Source organism: Streptomyces sp. NPDC002884 (assembly GCF_040295245.1).
Classification (GTDB): Bacteria; Actinomycetota; Actinomycetes; order Streptomycetales; family Streptomycetaceae; genus Streptomyces.
In genome coordinates, this window is record NZ_JBEOVB010000054.1 from 19,054 (window position 1) to 33,018 (window position 13,965).

General features: G+C 69.8%; 13 protein-coding genes. 11 read left to right on the forward strand and 2 right to left on the reverse strand.

The window, feature by feature from the left end:
* The first annotated feature begins 81 nt into the window (after nt 1-81).
* The 10 genes from ABT070_RS43400 to pqqE all read left to right on the forward strand — a co-directional run bounded on the left by ABT070_RS43400 (nt 82) and on the right by pqqE (nt 9,788).
* Complete coding sequence (locus ABT070_RS43400) at nt 82-849, forward strand: IclR family transcriptional regulator (RefSeq protein WP_351768524.1); 768 nt, start codon at nt 82-84, stop codon at nt 847-849.
* 56 nt (nt 850-905) lie between these two features.
* Complete coding sequence (locus ABT070_RS43405) at nt 906-2,117, forward strand: CaiB/BaiF CoA transferase family protein (protein ID WP_351768526.1); 1,212 nt, start codon at nt 906-908, stop codon at nt 2,115-2,117.
* Nucleotides 2,114-2,926: a citryl-CoA lyase gene (locus ABT070_RS43410; protein ID WP_351768528.1), complete on the forward strand. Its 813-nt coding sequence runs from the start codon at nt 2,114-2,116 to the stop codon at nt 2,924-2,926. The genes ABT070_RS43405 and ABT070_RS43410 overlap by 4 nt, the downstream gene beginning before the upstream one ends.
* A 194-nt stretch (nt 2,927-3,120) precedes the next feature.
* Entirely contained in the window at nt 3,121-5,265 is a 2,145-nt protein-coding gene (locus ABT070_RS43415; protein ID WP_351768530.1) for an outer membrane protein assembly factor BamB family protein, read from the forward strand.
* A gap of 276 nt (nt 5,266-5,541) precedes the next feature.
* Nucleotides 5,542-6,534: a ThuA domain-containing protein gene (locus tag ABT070_RS43420; protein WP_351768532.1), complete on the forward strand. Its 993-nt coding sequence runs from the start codon at nt 5,542-5,544 to the stop codon at nt 6,532-6,534.
* 95 nt (nt 6,535-6,629) lie between these two features.
* Nucleotides 6,630-6,761: a pyrroloquinoline quinone precursor peptide PqqA gene (gene pqqA, locus ABT070_RS46360; RefSeq protein ID WP_451102361.1), complete on the forward strand. Its 132-nt coding sequence runs from the start codon at nt 6,630-6,632 to the stop codon at nt 6,759-6,761.
* 9 nt (nt 6,762-6,770) lie between these two features.
* Nucleotides 6,771-7,670: a pyrroloquinoline quinone biosynthesis protein PqqB gene (gene pqqB / locus ABT070_RS43430; protein ID WP_351768534.1), complete on the forward strand. Its 900-nt coding sequence runs from the start codon at nt 6,771-6,773 to the stop codon at nt 7,668-7,670.
* A complete protein-coding gene (pqqC, locus tag ABT070_RS43435) occupies nt 7,667-8,428 on the forward strand; it encodes a pyrroloquinoline-quinone synthase PqqC (RefSeq protein ID WP_451102342.1) in 762 nt (253 codons plus the stop codon). Before pqqB ends, pqqC begins: the two co-directional genes overlap by 4 nt.
* The gene (gene pqqD, locus ABT070_RS43440) at nt 8,425-8,691 is read left to right on the forward strand and encodes a pyrroloquinoline quinone biosynthesis peptide chaperone PqqD (RefSeq protein WP_351768536.1); all 267 of its coding nucleotides are present in this window, start codon (nt 8,425-8,427) and stop codon (nt 8,689-8,691) included. Before pqqC ends, pqqD begins: the two co-directional genes overlap by 4 nt.
* Nucleotides 8,688-9,788 carry a pyrroloquinoline quinone biosynthesis protein PqqE gene (pqqE, locus tag ABT070_RS43445; protein WP_351768538.1) on the forward strand — a complete coding sequence of 367 codons (1,101 nt, stop codon included), beginning with the start codon at nt 8,688-8,690 and terminating at the stop codon, nt 9,786-9,788. The genes pqqD and pqqE overlap by 4 nt, the downstream gene beginning before the upstream one ends.
* A 73-nt stretch (nt 9,789-9,861) precedes the next feature.
* Here the strand turns inward: pqqE and ABT070_RS43450 are convergent, their stop codons facing one another.
* Nucleotides 9,862-10,392, reverse strand: coding sequence for a hypothetical protein (locus ABT070_RS43450; protein ID WP_351768540.1), 531 nt, complete (start codon nt 10,390-10,392; stop codon nt 9,862-9,864).
* Between the two features lie 248 nt (nt 10,393-10,640).
* Nucleotides 10,641-11,402, reverse strand: coding sequence for a TetR/AcrR family transcriptional regulator (locus tag ABT070_RS43455; RefSeq protein WP_351768542.1), 762 nt, complete (start codon nt 11,400-11,402; stop codon nt 10,641-10,643).
* 254 nt (nt 11,403-11,656) lie between these two features.
* Between ABT070_RS43455 and ABT070_RS43460 the strand changes: the two genes are divergently transcribed.
* A complete protein-coding gene (locus ABT070_RS43460) occupies nt 11,657-13,897 on the forward strand; it encodes an MMPL family transporter (RefSeq protein ID WP_351768544.1) in 2,241 nt (746 codons plus the stop codon).
* The last annotated feature ends 68 nt before the right edge of the window (nt 13,898-13,965 follow it).

Here is a 13,965-nt window from a genome sequence, read left to right on the forward strand (position 1 = left end):
TCCGCTGGTCAAAGCTGTCGCTCCAGGTGTCGCGGCCGCTCACCCCGGCCGCGGTGATCACCACTGACGAAGGAGAGAAACGTGGACGCGGAGCAAGAACCGGGCGGCGTACGCAGTGTGCGGCGCGCTCTGGACATCCTGTCGCTGCTGACCGAAGATCAGCCCACTGTCCCCCTCAAGGACATGGTCGACGCCACCGGCCTGCCCAAGACCACGGTCGTACGCCTGGTCCAGACACTGGAGCAGTACGGTCTGCTCTGGGCGACGCCGGGGGGCTACACGGCCGGCCCCGGTCTGTGGCGGTGGGCCCACCTGGCGCACACCAGCTGGGAACTCCCGCCCGACACGCAGAAGCTGCTGCGCGAGCTGGTCGACCGGCGGGGCGAGACGGCGAACCTGATGATCCGCCGCGACGTCCACCGGGTGTGCGTCGCCCAGCAGGAGAGCCCGCAACCACTGCGGCACGTGGTGCGGGTGGGCGACGAGCTGCCGATGTGGGCGGGCGCCTCCTCCAAGGTGCTGCTCATCGGCGCCACCGACGGCCTGTTGCAGCGGGTGGCCGCCGGTTCACCGCACGGAGTGGCGCACGTGGAGCAGTTGCGCCTGTGGGCGACGGAGGCCGCCGACCACGGCTACGCGGTCAGTCACGGGGAACGCGACGTCGGCCTCACGGCCGTCGCCGTGCCCATCCGCACCCAGACGGGCGTGGTCGTCGCCTCGCTCTCGCTCAGCGGCCCGAGCGCTCGTATCCCCGAAGGGGCCATCGAGGGCTTCGCGGGCGATCTGCTGGAGACGGCCGATCGCATCGCCTCGCAGGGTTTCCAGCATCCCCTGGGGCCGCGCACCTAACCAGTCACGCACGTTGACGGCGGCGCCGTGTCGGCGCCGCTGGAAGGAGACGTCGTATGCACGTTCGCCCGCTTGACGGAATACGCGTTCTGGATCTCACGAACGTGCTCGCCGGGCCCTATTGCAGCTATCAGCTGATGCTCATGGGCGCCGAGGTGGTCAAGATCGAACGCCCGGGTCAGGGAGACCTCGCCCGCAGTCTCGGCCCCGATCCCCTGCTCAACCGCGAGGGTGTCGGGGCGTCGTTCCTCGCACAGAACGCGGGCAAGAAGTCACTCGAACTCGACCTGAAGGACACGGCGGACCGCGCCCTTTTCGACGATCTCCTCGCCGGTGCCGACGTGTTGCTGGAGAACTTCCGGGCGGGCGTGCTGGAGCGGATGGGCTACGGCGCCGAACGCCTCGCCCAGCTCAACGAACGCCTCGTCTACTGCTCCATCTCCGGCTTCGGGCACACCGGCCCGATGAGCGATGCCCCCGCCTACGACCAGATCGTCCAGGGCCTGACCGGCATGATGAGCGTCACCGGCACCAAGGACACCGCGCCCCAGCGCATCGGCTTCCCGGTCTGCGACACCACGGGAGGGCTGATGGCGGCCTTCGCGATCAGCACCGCGCTGCTGCACCGGGAGCGCACCGGGACGGGCAGCAGACTCGACGTCTCGATGCTGGAGGCGTCCTTGTCCACCATGGGCTGGGCCGTCTCCAACTACCTGGTGAGCGGGATCCCGCCGGAGCCCCTGGGCGACCAGAACCCGACAGCGGCCCCCTCCGGCACCTTCCGGGCCCTGGACGGCCCGCTCAACATCGCCGCCAATCAGCAGCGCCAGTTCGAGACGCTGTGCCGGCTGGCGGGCGTCCCCGAACTGATCACGGACATCCGTTTCAGCGAGCGTGAGCAGCGCAAGATCCACCGAGCCGAGCTCGACACCGAGCTGAACCGGGCTCTGGCCACCCGCCCGGCCGCGGACTGGGAACGCGAACTGAACACCGCCGGTGTGCCCGCGGCCCGGGTACTGACGGTGCCCCAGGCCCTGGACCAGCCTCAACTCGCCCATCGCCGCTTCGTCACCGAGCTGAGCCATCCCGGACGATCCGGGCAGCCGCTGCGCGTGGTGGGCAACGGAGTGCTGTTCGACGGAGAGGCGTTCTCCCCTCCCGCTCCCCCGCCCCTGCTGGGCGAGCACAACCATGAGCGCCGGGCTCTCGCCCAGCGCTGGTCCGCCGCGGCCGCCACCGCCACCGCCGGGGAGGCAGCCGCCTCATGAACACCCCCCAGGACGAAGCCGCCCTGTGGTGGGCCACGGCGGTCAGCCACATCGAGCCCGGCAGCATCGAGCTCCGTGACCGGCCGGTCCAGGAACTCATCGGCAAGGTGAGCCTGGTGGACGTCATCTGGTTGATGCTGCGCGGCACGATGCCCTCTCCGCGCGAATCCCTGCTGCTGGAAGCCGCGTTGGTCGCCGGAGTCGACCACGGCCCCCAGGCGCCGTCCATCGCCGCCGCCCGCATGGCGGCGACCTGTGGCGTCGGACTGAACAACGCGATCGCCACCGGGGTCAACATGCTCGGCGACGCCCACGGCGGAGCGGGTCAGCAATGCGTGGAGATGCTCACCGACATCCGCGTCCTGCATTCCTCGGGCCGAAGCTGGCACGACGCGGCCCGGGACGTCATGGCCGACTGGCAGAGCCGCTCGCGCTACCTCCCGGGATTCGGGCACCGTTTCCACCCCGTCGACCCCCGGCGCGACCCCCTGCTGAACCTGGTCCAGCAGGCGGTGACGGACGATGTCGTCGGCGGCGACTTCCTGCAGGCGGCCCTCGCCGTGGAGGCCGCCCTGCGACGGCGCCGGGCCGGCGCCCGGCCGGTCCCCATGAACATCGACGGGGCGACAGCCGTCATCTACGCCGAACTGGGCTTCGCCGCCCCTCTCGCCCGCGGCCTGTTCGTTCTCAGCCGCTCCGTGGGCATCCTCGCCCACGCCTGGGAGGAGAGCGGACAGGGCCGACGCAACAAGGGCCCCGTCCCCCGCAACGTGCTGCCGGCCCGGCTGCCCCGAGCCGAAGACGCGTGAACAATCCGCGTCGCACCTCTTGTCACATCCCGGCCACATCCCTAACGTTGCTTTCCGCCAATCGGCAACCACAGTACGGACCATACGAACCGTACAGCGGACCATGATCCGCCTCGCCTCTCCCTCCCCCCTCCTGGGACCCGCCAGGCCCGCAACCGGCGAGTCCATCAGGCACCCGTCACGAAAGAGGGACCATGGACAGACGCAGTTTCCTCACCTCGACAGCCGCCGGAACGGCCACCACCGTCGCCCTCCTCAACTCGACCACTGCGACGGCCGCCGCGGACACCCTGGCGCGGCCGGTCCCCGCCCAGGCCCACGCCGCCACCGGCAAGAACTTCCCCAAGGCCGGCGGCAATCTCGGAAACCAGAACCACTCCTCACTCGACAAGATCAACGCCGCCAACGTCCGCAAGCTGGGCGGCGCCTGGCACATCAACCTCGAGAACGGCTCCACCGCCACCCACCAGCAGTGCGCCGTCATCGCCCAGGACGGCATCCTCTACCTCGCCACCACCCAGCAGAACGTGTTCGCCGTCGACGGCCGCACCGGCAGGGTGAAGTGGAAGACCGGCATCGGCACCGAAACCACGAACATGCGCGGCCTCGCCCTCGGCAGGGGCCTGGCCTTCACGATCTCCGGCGACAACAAGGTCTACGCCCTCGACCAGAAGACGGGTGCGGTCGTCTGGACGCGTGAACTGCTCGTCGAGGACCAGGGAGACCCGAACTGCGATCCCGCCTCGGGTCAGTGCGGGGGCAGCAAGGGCGGACTGGCCGGTGCCGCCGTCTACTGGGACGGGCTGGTCTACATCGGCACCCAGGGCAGTACCGCCGGCGCCAGGGGACGCGCCTACGCGCTGGACGCCTCCACCGGGGAAGTCACCTGGACCTTCTGGGGAACCCCCGGGCCCGGCGAGTACGGGCACGACACCTGGGAGGCCGACTCCTGGAAGACCGGCGGCGCGGTGTGCTGGATCCACCCCGCCGTCGACCCTGAACTGGGCATCGTCTACTGGACGTTCGGCAACCCCTATCCCCGCACCGACGGCTCCACCCGGGGCGGCGACAACCTCTTCGCCAACTGCCTCGTGGCCATCGACGCCAAGACCGGGAAACGGCGCTGGCACTTCCAGTCCGTCCACCACGACATCTGGGACTACGACGGCGTCATGTCCCCGGTCCTCGCCGACATCCTGGTCAAGGGAAGGAAGCAGCGAGTCGTCGTCTACGGCAGCAAGACCGGCATGTACTACATCCTCGACCGTGCGACCGGCGAACCCGTCCACGGCATGGAGGAGCGGCCCGTACCGCAGCACGCCGCGCAGAAGACCTCACCCACCCAGCCCTTCCCGGGCGGCGAGCCGTTCGTCGAGACCGAGCCCCGCCTCGACAAGGCCACGCGGCCGGTGCCGTTCTACCCCACAGGCGGCCTCTTCGAGGCGCACTGGGACCGCGCCACCATCATCTTCCCCGGCGCCGGCGGCGGCGCCGACTGGTCCTTCCCGTCCTTCAGCCACCGCACCGGCCTGGTCTACGTCGGCTACGGCCTGATCAACTCGGCCTACTCCAACACCCACGGCGGACGCGTCAACACCGCCCGCCCGCTCGGCGAGTACTTCGCCGGCGGCCTCGCCGCCGTCGACCCGCGCACCAACACCGTCACCTGGCGCCAGGAGGGCGACTGGTCCCTCGCCCACGGCAACGGCATCCTCAGCACCGCCGGCGGTGTCCTCTTCCAGGGCCGGCCCGACGGCGTCCTCACCGCTCTGGACGACCGGGACGGCAGCGAGCTGTGGACCTGGCAGTGCGGAGCGGGCGTCAACACGAGCCCCCTGACCTACGAGATCGACGGCGAGCAGTACGTTGCGGTACTCGCCGGCGGCAACGGGCTGCCCTACCCGGACATTCCCAAGGGCGACCATCTGTGGGCCTTCAAGCTCGGTGGCACCGTCAAGCCCGCCGCAGCACCCGTCCCGCCGTCCAAGCGCAACCAGATCCGCAGCGCCGCCGTCACCGGCGCCACCGCCGACAACACCGTCACCCTGGGCCGCATCTGGGACAGCACGAAGAGCGCTCCGGGCACCACCGAGAACCTCGTGGCCCAGAACGCCATGTCCCCACAGCACCTGAGCATCGCCCAGGGCACCGCCGTCACTTTCGTCAATCCGGCCGACAACAGGTCCGCGCACGGCGCGGTCTCCTTCTTCGAGGCCGAGTTCGACACCGGTCTGCTGATGCCGGGTCAGTCCTACACCTACACCTTCGACACCCCCGGCGAGTTCTTCTACAACGACCCGGTCGCCCCGCAGAACACCGGCAAGATCGTCGTCAAGTAGCCGACACCACGGCGTTCTTGCCCGGAGCCCGACCGGCACCGCGCGCAGCGGAGCACACGAGGAACGGCCCGTGGTCGTCCACAGGACGACAGCCGCATCCCGTCGCCGGACCGCTGCGTCTCGCGGCCGCCGGCTCCTTCGGCGCCCTCCCGCTCCGCCTCCCGGCTCCACCATCCGCGCCACCTCCCGCTCCGCCATCCGGCAGCGAGCGCTGCGCGCTGCTCCCGTGCATCCCACCTCATTCTGCTCCCGTTCCGACGCGGTAAGGACGACTCCATGACGTCAGCATCCAGAACAGGACGGCGCATCCGGCCCCTGCATGCGGCCCTGACCAGCGCTGCCGGCACTCTCGGCATCACCATCGCCCTCGTGGCGACCGGCACCCTCAGCGTGGCCCAGGGGCGCGTGGGCCAGGGCGCCCAGGAGCTGGGCGACCCCGACTACGGCGTGTGCCGTGGCGTGGACGCCCGCTGCTACCACGACTGGGGCAACTTCGATGCCTCCAAGGGCTTCAAGGTCCTGCTCTACACCAGGACGGCCGGCCCCCGCCACGCCGACCTCGGCCCCGCGCTGTCTGCCGGGCTGAACCCCACGGTCACCGATGCCAACGTCGTCCAGAAGGCTCTGGTGAAGATGGGCGCGGACAACGGCTTCCAGGTGGACTACACCGAGGACGTCACCCAACTCGCTTCGCCCGCCACCCTGTTCAAGTACAACGCCGTCATCTTCTACTCCACGAGCCGCGACGCCCTCGACGACGCGGCGCAGACCTCACTGCGCCAGTACGTCCGCGGCGGCGGCGGCTTCGTCGGCATCCACAACGCCTTCGGCACCGAGTACAACTGGCCCTGGTACGAAGGCCTTCTGGGCAACGCCAACTTCTACGACCACGGCCCCGAACAGTCCGGCACGGTGCGCACCGTGAACCGCAAGGACGTCTCCACCAAGTCGCTGCCCTCCCGGTGGTCCTTCTCCGACGAGTGGTACAACCTCGTCCCCGCTCCCACCCGGGTCCGTGTCCTGGCCGACGTCGACGAGAGCACGCTGACCAAGGGTGTGACAGGCAACTACCACCATCCCGGGCACGGAGCGAACCATCCGGTCGCCTGGTGCCAGTACTACGACGGCGGCCGTGCCTGGCTCACCACGCTCGGACACGATGCCAAGGACTTCAGCACCGACGGTTCCTTCCCGGGAGCTGCCGAGTTCCAGAAGCTGATCCTCGGCGGCATCGAGTCGGCCATGGGCAAGGAACCGTTCTGCAAATGACGTGTGGCCGCCGCCGATCTCTCGGCGGCCACGGGGCCGCGCGGGGCCCGAACTCCGCGAGCACCGCCTCATCCACCACGAAGGGCAAGGTCACCATGCACAACGAACCGCAGCTCCAGCACCGTCCCCCGCAGCCCGAGCAGCCCCGAGTCAGCTGGCGGACCCCCGACTTCACGGTGGTCGACACCGCGCTGGAGGTCACCGCCTACTCGCTGCGCGAGAAGTAGGCGTCCGCCGTGCTGCTGCGCGTACTCGGGACAGCAGCCGGTGGCGGCCTCCCCCAGTGGAACTGCGCGTGCCCCGGCTGCGCCGGGGCACGCCGGCACCCCGATCGCCGCCGCCTCCACGACGGCCTGGCCGTCCACGGCACGGACCCGGGCGCCTGGTTCCTCGTCAACGCCACACCGGATGTCGCCGAACAGCTCGAAGGTCACCCCGGCCTGCGGCCCGGGGCAGGACAGGAACGCACGCCCGTGGTGCGGGTCGTCCTCACCGATGCCGAACTGGACCACACCCTGGGGCTGCTGCGGCTTCGAGAGGCCGCCCGTATCGACGTGTGGTGCACGGAGCCCGTTCGGAAGGCACTGACCGCACGTCTGCCCCTCACCGACGTCCTTTCCCCCTACACCGCGCTCACCTGGCACGACCTCCCGCTCGCCGGCACCGGGCAACCGGCCGAGATCGCGGGCCTGGAAGTGAGCGCAGTGCCTCTGTCGGACAAACGCCCCCGTTACGCGGCCGACGAACCCACCCACCCCGCCTGGAGCACGGCCTTGCAGATGCGCGATCCGGTGACCGGAGCGAGCGCCCTGTACGCGCCGGCGGTCGCCGCCTGGAGCGACCTCCTGGACGCGCAGATCGCGCTGGCGGACTGCGTCCTTCTCGACGGCACCTTCCTGGACGAGGACGAGCCGCGTGGCGCCGGCATCTCCCGACGCACGGCGTCCGAGATGGGACACCTGCCCATCGAGGGGCCCGAAGGCACCGCCGTCCGCCTGCAACACGTCGGCGCGCAGGTCTACTACACCCACCTCAACAACACCAACCCGCTGGCAGACCCCGAAGCAGCCGCACACAGACGCCTCGCCGGCCTCGGACTGCGCGTGGCTGAGGACAGGATGGTGGTGTCACTGTGACCACGACCGCGTTCGAGACGACCGTCCCGGCTCCGGCACACCGCGCCGACCCGGATCCAAGCGCGTGGAGCGAGGACCAGCTGGAGAACCGGCTGCGCGACCTTGCCACCGCCCGGTACCACGACCACCACCCCTTCAACCAGCGGATGCACCGGGGTGAACTGAGTCCCGACGAACTGCGGACCTGGGTGGCCAACCGCTTCTACTACCAGTGGAACATCCCCGTCAAGGACGCCCATATCCTGGCCAAACTCGAACTGCCCGCAATGCGCCGCTCCTGGATCCGGCGCATCCAGGACCACGACGGCGTGGCAGGCCGGGACGGCGGGATCGAGAGGTGGCTCCGCCTGGGCGAAGCCGTGGGCCTCGACCGGCGCGAACTGCTCGCCCAACGGCGCCTTCTGCCCGGTGCCCGACTGGCCGTCGACGGCTACGTCAACTTCTGCCGCAACAACAGCGCACTCGAGGCCGTGGCGTCATCGCTGACCGAGCTGTGCGCGCCGTCCATCATGCTGACCCGCCTGGAGACCTTTCCGCTGCACTATCCGTGGATCGACGACGACGGTCTCTCCTACTTCCGGGATCGCGTCCCGCAGGGACGCCGTGACGGGAGCGAGGCCCTGTCGTGGGTCAAGGAGTGGGCAGTGACCCGCGACCAGCAGGACCGGGCGCTTGCCGCCCTGTCCTTCAAGTGCGACGTTCTGTGGAGCCTCCTCGACAGCGTCCAGGGAGCCACGCGGGAGGTGACCCCTCGATGAGAGGCGACCAGTCCTGGCGGCCCAGTGTCCTCAAAGCCGCGGTGCTGCGCCACGACCGGACGCGGGGAACCGACGTTCTGCTGCTGCCCGAACGCGTCGTGGTCCTGCACGGCTCGGGGCGGGCCGTGCTCGAGCTGTGCGACGGCAGCCGGACCGTCGACGAAGTGGCCGGCCTGCTCTCGGCCGGCGCCGACGAAGCCCGCGTACGCGACGAGGTCTCCTCGTTCCTGCACCGGCTGCGCGCGGAAGGCTGCCTGCGATGACCACTCCCCCTCCGCCCTATGCCCTGCTCTCCGAACTCACCCACGCCTGTCCCCTGCGTTGCGGATACTGCTCCAACCCCCTTGAACTGACCCGGCGTTCACAGGAACTGAGCGCGTCACAGTGGGCGGACGTCTTCCGGCAGGCGGCCGAACTGGGCGTGCTGCACACCCACCTCTCCGGCGGCGAACCCCTGCTGCGCCGGGACCTGGAGGACATCACGAGGGCCGCGGTGGGCGCCGGCCTGTACACACAGCTGGTGACCAGCGGCGACGGGCTGTCCGCGGAACGGCTCGACGCCTTGGTGGGCGCCGGCCTGCACAGTGTGCAGTTGTCCGTCCAGCACGCCGACCCTGGACGATCCGACGAGATCGCCGGCCGGCGGTCCTTCGACGCCAAGCGGGCGGCAGCCCTCCTGGTGAAGGAGCGAGACCTCCCCCTCGGCATCAACGTCGTCCTGCACCGGCACAACCTCGACGCCGTGGACGACCTCATGGAACTCGCGGTCGCCTGGCAGGCGGACCGCGTCGAACTGGCCAACACCCAGTTCTACGGCTGGGGCCTGCTCAACCGCGCCGCGCTCATGCCGCGACGGGAACAACTCGAGGCAGCCACCGAAGCCGTGGAACGCTGGCGAAAGCGCCTGGACGGCACTCCGGAGATCACCTGGGTGGTACCCGACTACTTCTCCGGCGCGCCCAAGCCCTGCATGGGCGGCTGGGGTGCGGTATCGCTCACCGTCACGCCTGACGGAACGGTGCTTCCCTGCCCGGCCGCGGCAGCTCTCCCCGGCCTGGACCCGCCGAACGTCGCCGAACGGTCGTTGCGCTGGATCTGGGAGGAATCCCCGGCTTTCAACGCCTACCGCGGCACCGCCTGGATGCCCTCTCCCTGCCGTACCTGTGAGCGTCGTACCGAGGACTTCGGCGGCTGCCGGTGTCAGGCCCACGCCCTGACAGGCGACGCTTCCCGCACCGACCCGGCCTGTTCCCTCTCCCCCGATCACACCGTTCTGGTCGCGCTCACCGAGACCGACGCCCCACCCGCACTGGTCCCGCGGCGTCCGACAACCCGCGGCAGGCGCCCGCCCTGTCGGTGAACGACCGGTGCGTCACCGGGTGAGGCCGGTCGGCCCGACGGGTAGCAGGAGGAGAACCCCCTCAGCCGGCACTTCACCGGCCGTCCTGGCCGCAATGGCTCATCTGCTTGACGAAGCCCTCACTCCTCTCAGGGATCGGTTCGTCCCTCATGAAGGCGGAGAGGAGGTCCGCACCCTCCTGAGAGGCGCCGAGGAACCACGCGTTGTGGGCCTTCCATCGAGGCCGGCCTTGCGCGGCCGTGTAGTCGATGAGTACCCGTAACACCTCGTTCAGCCGGTCGCGTGTTTCCGCGGCGTTCGTGATCAGCATGATCTGGGATCTCGCCACGTGGGCAAGGCCCGCGACCTGGTCCACGACCTCGGCCTTGTGGCCGGCTCCGTCCTCACCGGAATGATCACGTACGTAGGCGAACACGGCCTGCTGCATCTGGACGAGGGCGTCCAAGGCCGTCTCTCCGGCCTTCCTGGAGTACCCCTCCTGCCGTTCCTCGCGAGCCGAACGCACCTGCCACCGCTGTTGGAACCACCCGCCGAGCAGAGCGCCGGCGGCGCCGACCGAGGCTCCGACCAGACCGATCCATCCCGCTGCCATGTCTGCGTCCACGGAGGGATCCTGCCTCGCACGGCCTCTCGACGGGAGAGTTCGCCCGGCCATCCTGGACGCCGTGATCACCGGACACACCGTGCCGCTCGCGGAACACACCGCCGGTTCCCTTCCCGCCCCGGCGGCCGGCTCCCGCTGAGACAGCCGACGCACGCGAGGACGGAGCGTGCCCGGCAGGCGCCCAGCAGGTGACCCGGCAGGTGCTCGCCGTGCCGCCCGCGCGCAGCCGGCGATCCGGGCGCCTCCTGTCACCGCGCAGCAGCTGTCTCCATGGGCGGTGCCGGGATCCGGCGATGAGTGTCCTCGAGCAGCGCTCGCATCGCCGTCCGGAAGATCTCGGCCTGGTGTTCGCCGACGAAGGACGTGTGCCCGAAGGCTTCCAGGACGACCAGGCCGTGCATGTGTCCCCACGCGCTGAGGAGGAGAGCGGTCGCAGGTGCAGGCAGCGTTTCCGGGCCGTGCGGAAACACGAGTTCCAGATGCGAGCGGAGAGCCGGCGAGAGCATCCCGGTGTCGGCCGCGGCCAGTTGGGCGGTGGTGAACCCGTCGAACATCTCGCGCTGGAAGACCTCGCTCATCCGGCGCATCGCCCGAGTGGTCGGGCCTTCGGCAGGCGCCTCGTAATGGCGGAGCGGCGACCCGTAGAGCAGTTGGAACCGTTCGACGTGGGTGATGGCCCATCGGCGATAGCACTCGACGCCGGCCATGAAGCGCGGCGCGGCGGGTTCGCCGGCCTCAGCCGCCGTGCCGACGGCTGCCGTCACGGCGTCGGCCAGGTCCTCGTAGGCCTTGGCGACGAGAGCCGTGACGAGGGCGTCCCGGCTCGGAAAGTAGTGGTAGAGGGCTTGCACGGTCATGCCGAGGCTGCGGGCGACCGCTCTCAGGGACAGGGCGTGCAGTCCGTGCTCGGCCAAGTGACTCTCGGCGGCGTCCACGATCTCCTGGACGGCCACGGCCCGCCGTCGCTCACGCAGGGATGGCAGGACCGTCGCGAACTCGTCTGCGGACATGCGGCGATCCTAGGCGGATCCGGCGGAGTGTCAGAAAGTTTCACTCCGACAGATTTACTTGACAGTGTCAGGTAAATCTTCCCCTACTAAAAACCTCGCGGTCTCACTAGCGTCGTGCTCGGCGACGAAGAGCGCGGCACCACGCCCCCTCCGACGGGGCGAAGGGGCTCTGCCGCCGCATGTGTGCAGGCCCCCTTCCGGACTTCCGGACCGACAACCCCTGGCTTTGCAGAAGGATTTGAGGAGATCATCTCGTGTTCGAACGTATGGCCGAATTAGCGATCCGCCGGTCCCGGCTGGTTCTGGTGGTCGCCGTCCTGGCCGTAGCCCTCATGGGCGTGGGGGCCGCCAACGCCTTCGACAAGCTGCTCGGAGGCGGCTTCGACGATCCCGCCTCCCCGTCCACCCGAGCCGCGGAGGTCATCGACGAGAAGTTCGGCGGCGAGACCAACCTCGTCCTGCTGGTCCGCTCCCCCGACGGCCGCATCGACACCCCCGCCTCCCGGGAGAGCGGCCGAGCCCTGGTGACCGACCTCAAGAAGGAGCGGCGGCTCGGCAACGTCATCTCGTACTGGGAGACGAACAGCCCCGAACTGCGCTCCGAGGACGGCCGCGAGGCCCTGGTGCTCGCCCATGTGCGAGGCGACAGCACGGAACAGCGGGAGAACGCCCGCGAGATCCTCGACATCTACAGCGGCACCTACGAGAGCAGCCTGGTCGTCCGGGCCGGAGGAGGCGCCGCCGTGGGCGCCGACCTGTCGAACCAGGTGGTCGACGATCTGATCCTCGCCGAAGCGATCGCCATACCGCTGACCCTCGCCCTGCTCCTGTTCGTCTTCGGCAGCGTGATCGCCGCCCTGCTGCCGCTGGCCATCGCGGTCATCGCCATCATCGGTTCGTTCGCCCAGCTCTTCCTGCTCGGCAGCGTCACCGAGGTCGCCGACACCGCCACCAACCTCACGACCGCCCTGGGCCTCGGACTCGGCATCGACTACGCCCTTCTGATGGTCAGCCGCTTCCGGGAACAGCTCGCGGCCGGGGCGAGCGTGGACGACGCCGTCCGGCGAACGGTGCACACCGCAGGCCGTACCGTCGCCTTCTCCGCCGCGACGGTGGCTGCGGCGCTCGCGGCACTCCTGGTCTTCCCGCAGCACTTCCTGCGCTCGTTCGGTTTCGCCGGGGTCGGTGTCGTCGCCATCGCCGCCCTCAGCAGCCTGTTCGTGATGCCGGCTCTGCTGAAGGTGCTGGGGCACCGGGTCAACAGTGGCCGGCTGCCCTGGGCGAAGCGGCGGCGCACCGACGCCCGGGTGCCTCTGTGGGGACGGTTGGCGCGCACCGTCATGCGGCGGCCGGCGCTCACCGCGCTGCCCGTCCTCGCCGTGCTGCTGTTCGCGGCGAGCCCGCTGCTGAACATCACCTTCGGCACGCCGGACGAACGCGTGTTGCCCAAGGACGCCGAGAGCCGGCAGGTCTCACAGGTACTGCGAGAGAAGTTCGCCGGCAGCGAGGACTCCGCCCTGCACATCGCCATCGACCGGCCCGTGGACGAGACGCCGCTGGCGTCGTACGCGGCCCGGCTGTCCGCGCTCAAGGGTGTCGTGCGGGTCGAGACCAGCGCGGGAACCTACACCGAGGGCCGGCCGGCGGCGACCGGTCCGGCGAATCCCGCCCTCGGCCGGTCCGACGCGCAGCGGATCAGCGTGGTGAGCAGCCTGACGCCCAAGTCGGACGCGGCCCAGAGCCTGGTCGGGCAGGTGCGCTCCGTCACGCCACCCTCGGGGGCACATCCTCTGGTCGGGGGCACGGACGCGGTGCTCGTCGACGCCAAGGAATCCATCGCCGACCGGCTCCCGCTGGCCGTGGCACTGGTCGCCCTCACCACCTTCCTGCTGCTCTTCCTCTTCACCGGCAGCGTCGTGCAGCCGCTGCGCGCACTGTTCCTCAACCTGATCAGCCTGGGAGCCACCCTCGGTGTGATGACCTGGATCTTCCAGGACGGCCACCTCTCCTCACCGCTCGGCTTCACCGCGCAGCCGATGGAGGTGTCGATGACCGTGCTGATGTTCTGCATAGCCTTCGGCCTCTCGATGGACTACGAGGTCTTCGTCACCAGCAGGATCAAGGAACTCCACGACCAGGGAGCGGACAACGAGACCGCCGTGGTCAACGGTCTGGGCCACACCGGGCGTATCGTCAGCGCGGCCGCCTTCCTGCTCGCCGTGAGCTTCTTCGCCTTCGGTACGGCCGAACTCAGCTTCATGCAGATGTTCGGCCTCGGCAGCGGACTGGCCGTCCTCCTCGACGCCCTCGCCGTCCGCGGCGTGCTCGTCCCCGCCGCGATGCGTCTGCTCGGGCACACGGCCTGGTACGCACCAGGTTTCCTGCACAGGCTCCACCTGCGGTACGGCCTCAGCGAAAGCGGACCCGAACCGACGTCCGCGCACGGATCCGCAGCGGTCACTCCGGCCCACACGAAGAACTCGACCAGCGTCTGACCCCATCCGGCTGCCCGTGACGTTCGGCGGCGGGATGACGACGGTGTACGGGGGCTTCTCGCTCTTCG

Bases quoted from the DNA above. Each gene is read 5' to 3' on its own strand.
- ABT070_RS43410 (WP_351768528.1), top strand. From the start codon at position 2,114: ATGAACACCCCCCAGGACGAAGCCGCCCTGTGGTGGGCCACGGCGGTC.
- ABT070_RS43455 (WP_351768542.1), bottom strand. From the start codon at position 11,402: ATGTCCGCAGACGAGTTCGCGACGGTCCTGCCATCCCTGCGTGAGCGA.
- pqqD (WP_351768536.1), top strand. From the start codon at position 8,425: ATGAGAGGCGACCAGTCCTGGCGGCCCAGTGTCCTCAAAGCCGCGGTG.
- ABT070_RS43420 (WP_351768532.1), top strand. From the start codon at position 5,542: ATGACGTCAGCATCCAGAACAGGACGGCGCATCCGGCCCCTGCATGCG.
- pqqA (WP_451102361.1), top strand. From the start codon at position 6,630: ATGCACAACGAACCGCAGCTCCAGCACCGTCCCCCGCAGCCCGAGCAG.
- ABT070_RS43405 (WP_351768526.1), top strand. From the start codon at position 906: ATGCACGTTCGCCCGCTTGACGGAATACGCGTTCTGGATCTCACGAAC.
- ABT070_RS43415 (WP_351768530.1), top strand. From the start codon at position 3,121: ATGGACAGACGCAGTTTCCTCACCTCGACAGCCGCCGGAACGGCCACC.
- pqqE (WP_351768538.1), top strand. From the start codon at position 8,688: ATGACCACTCCCCCTCCGCCCTATGCCCTGCTCTCCGAACTCACCCAC.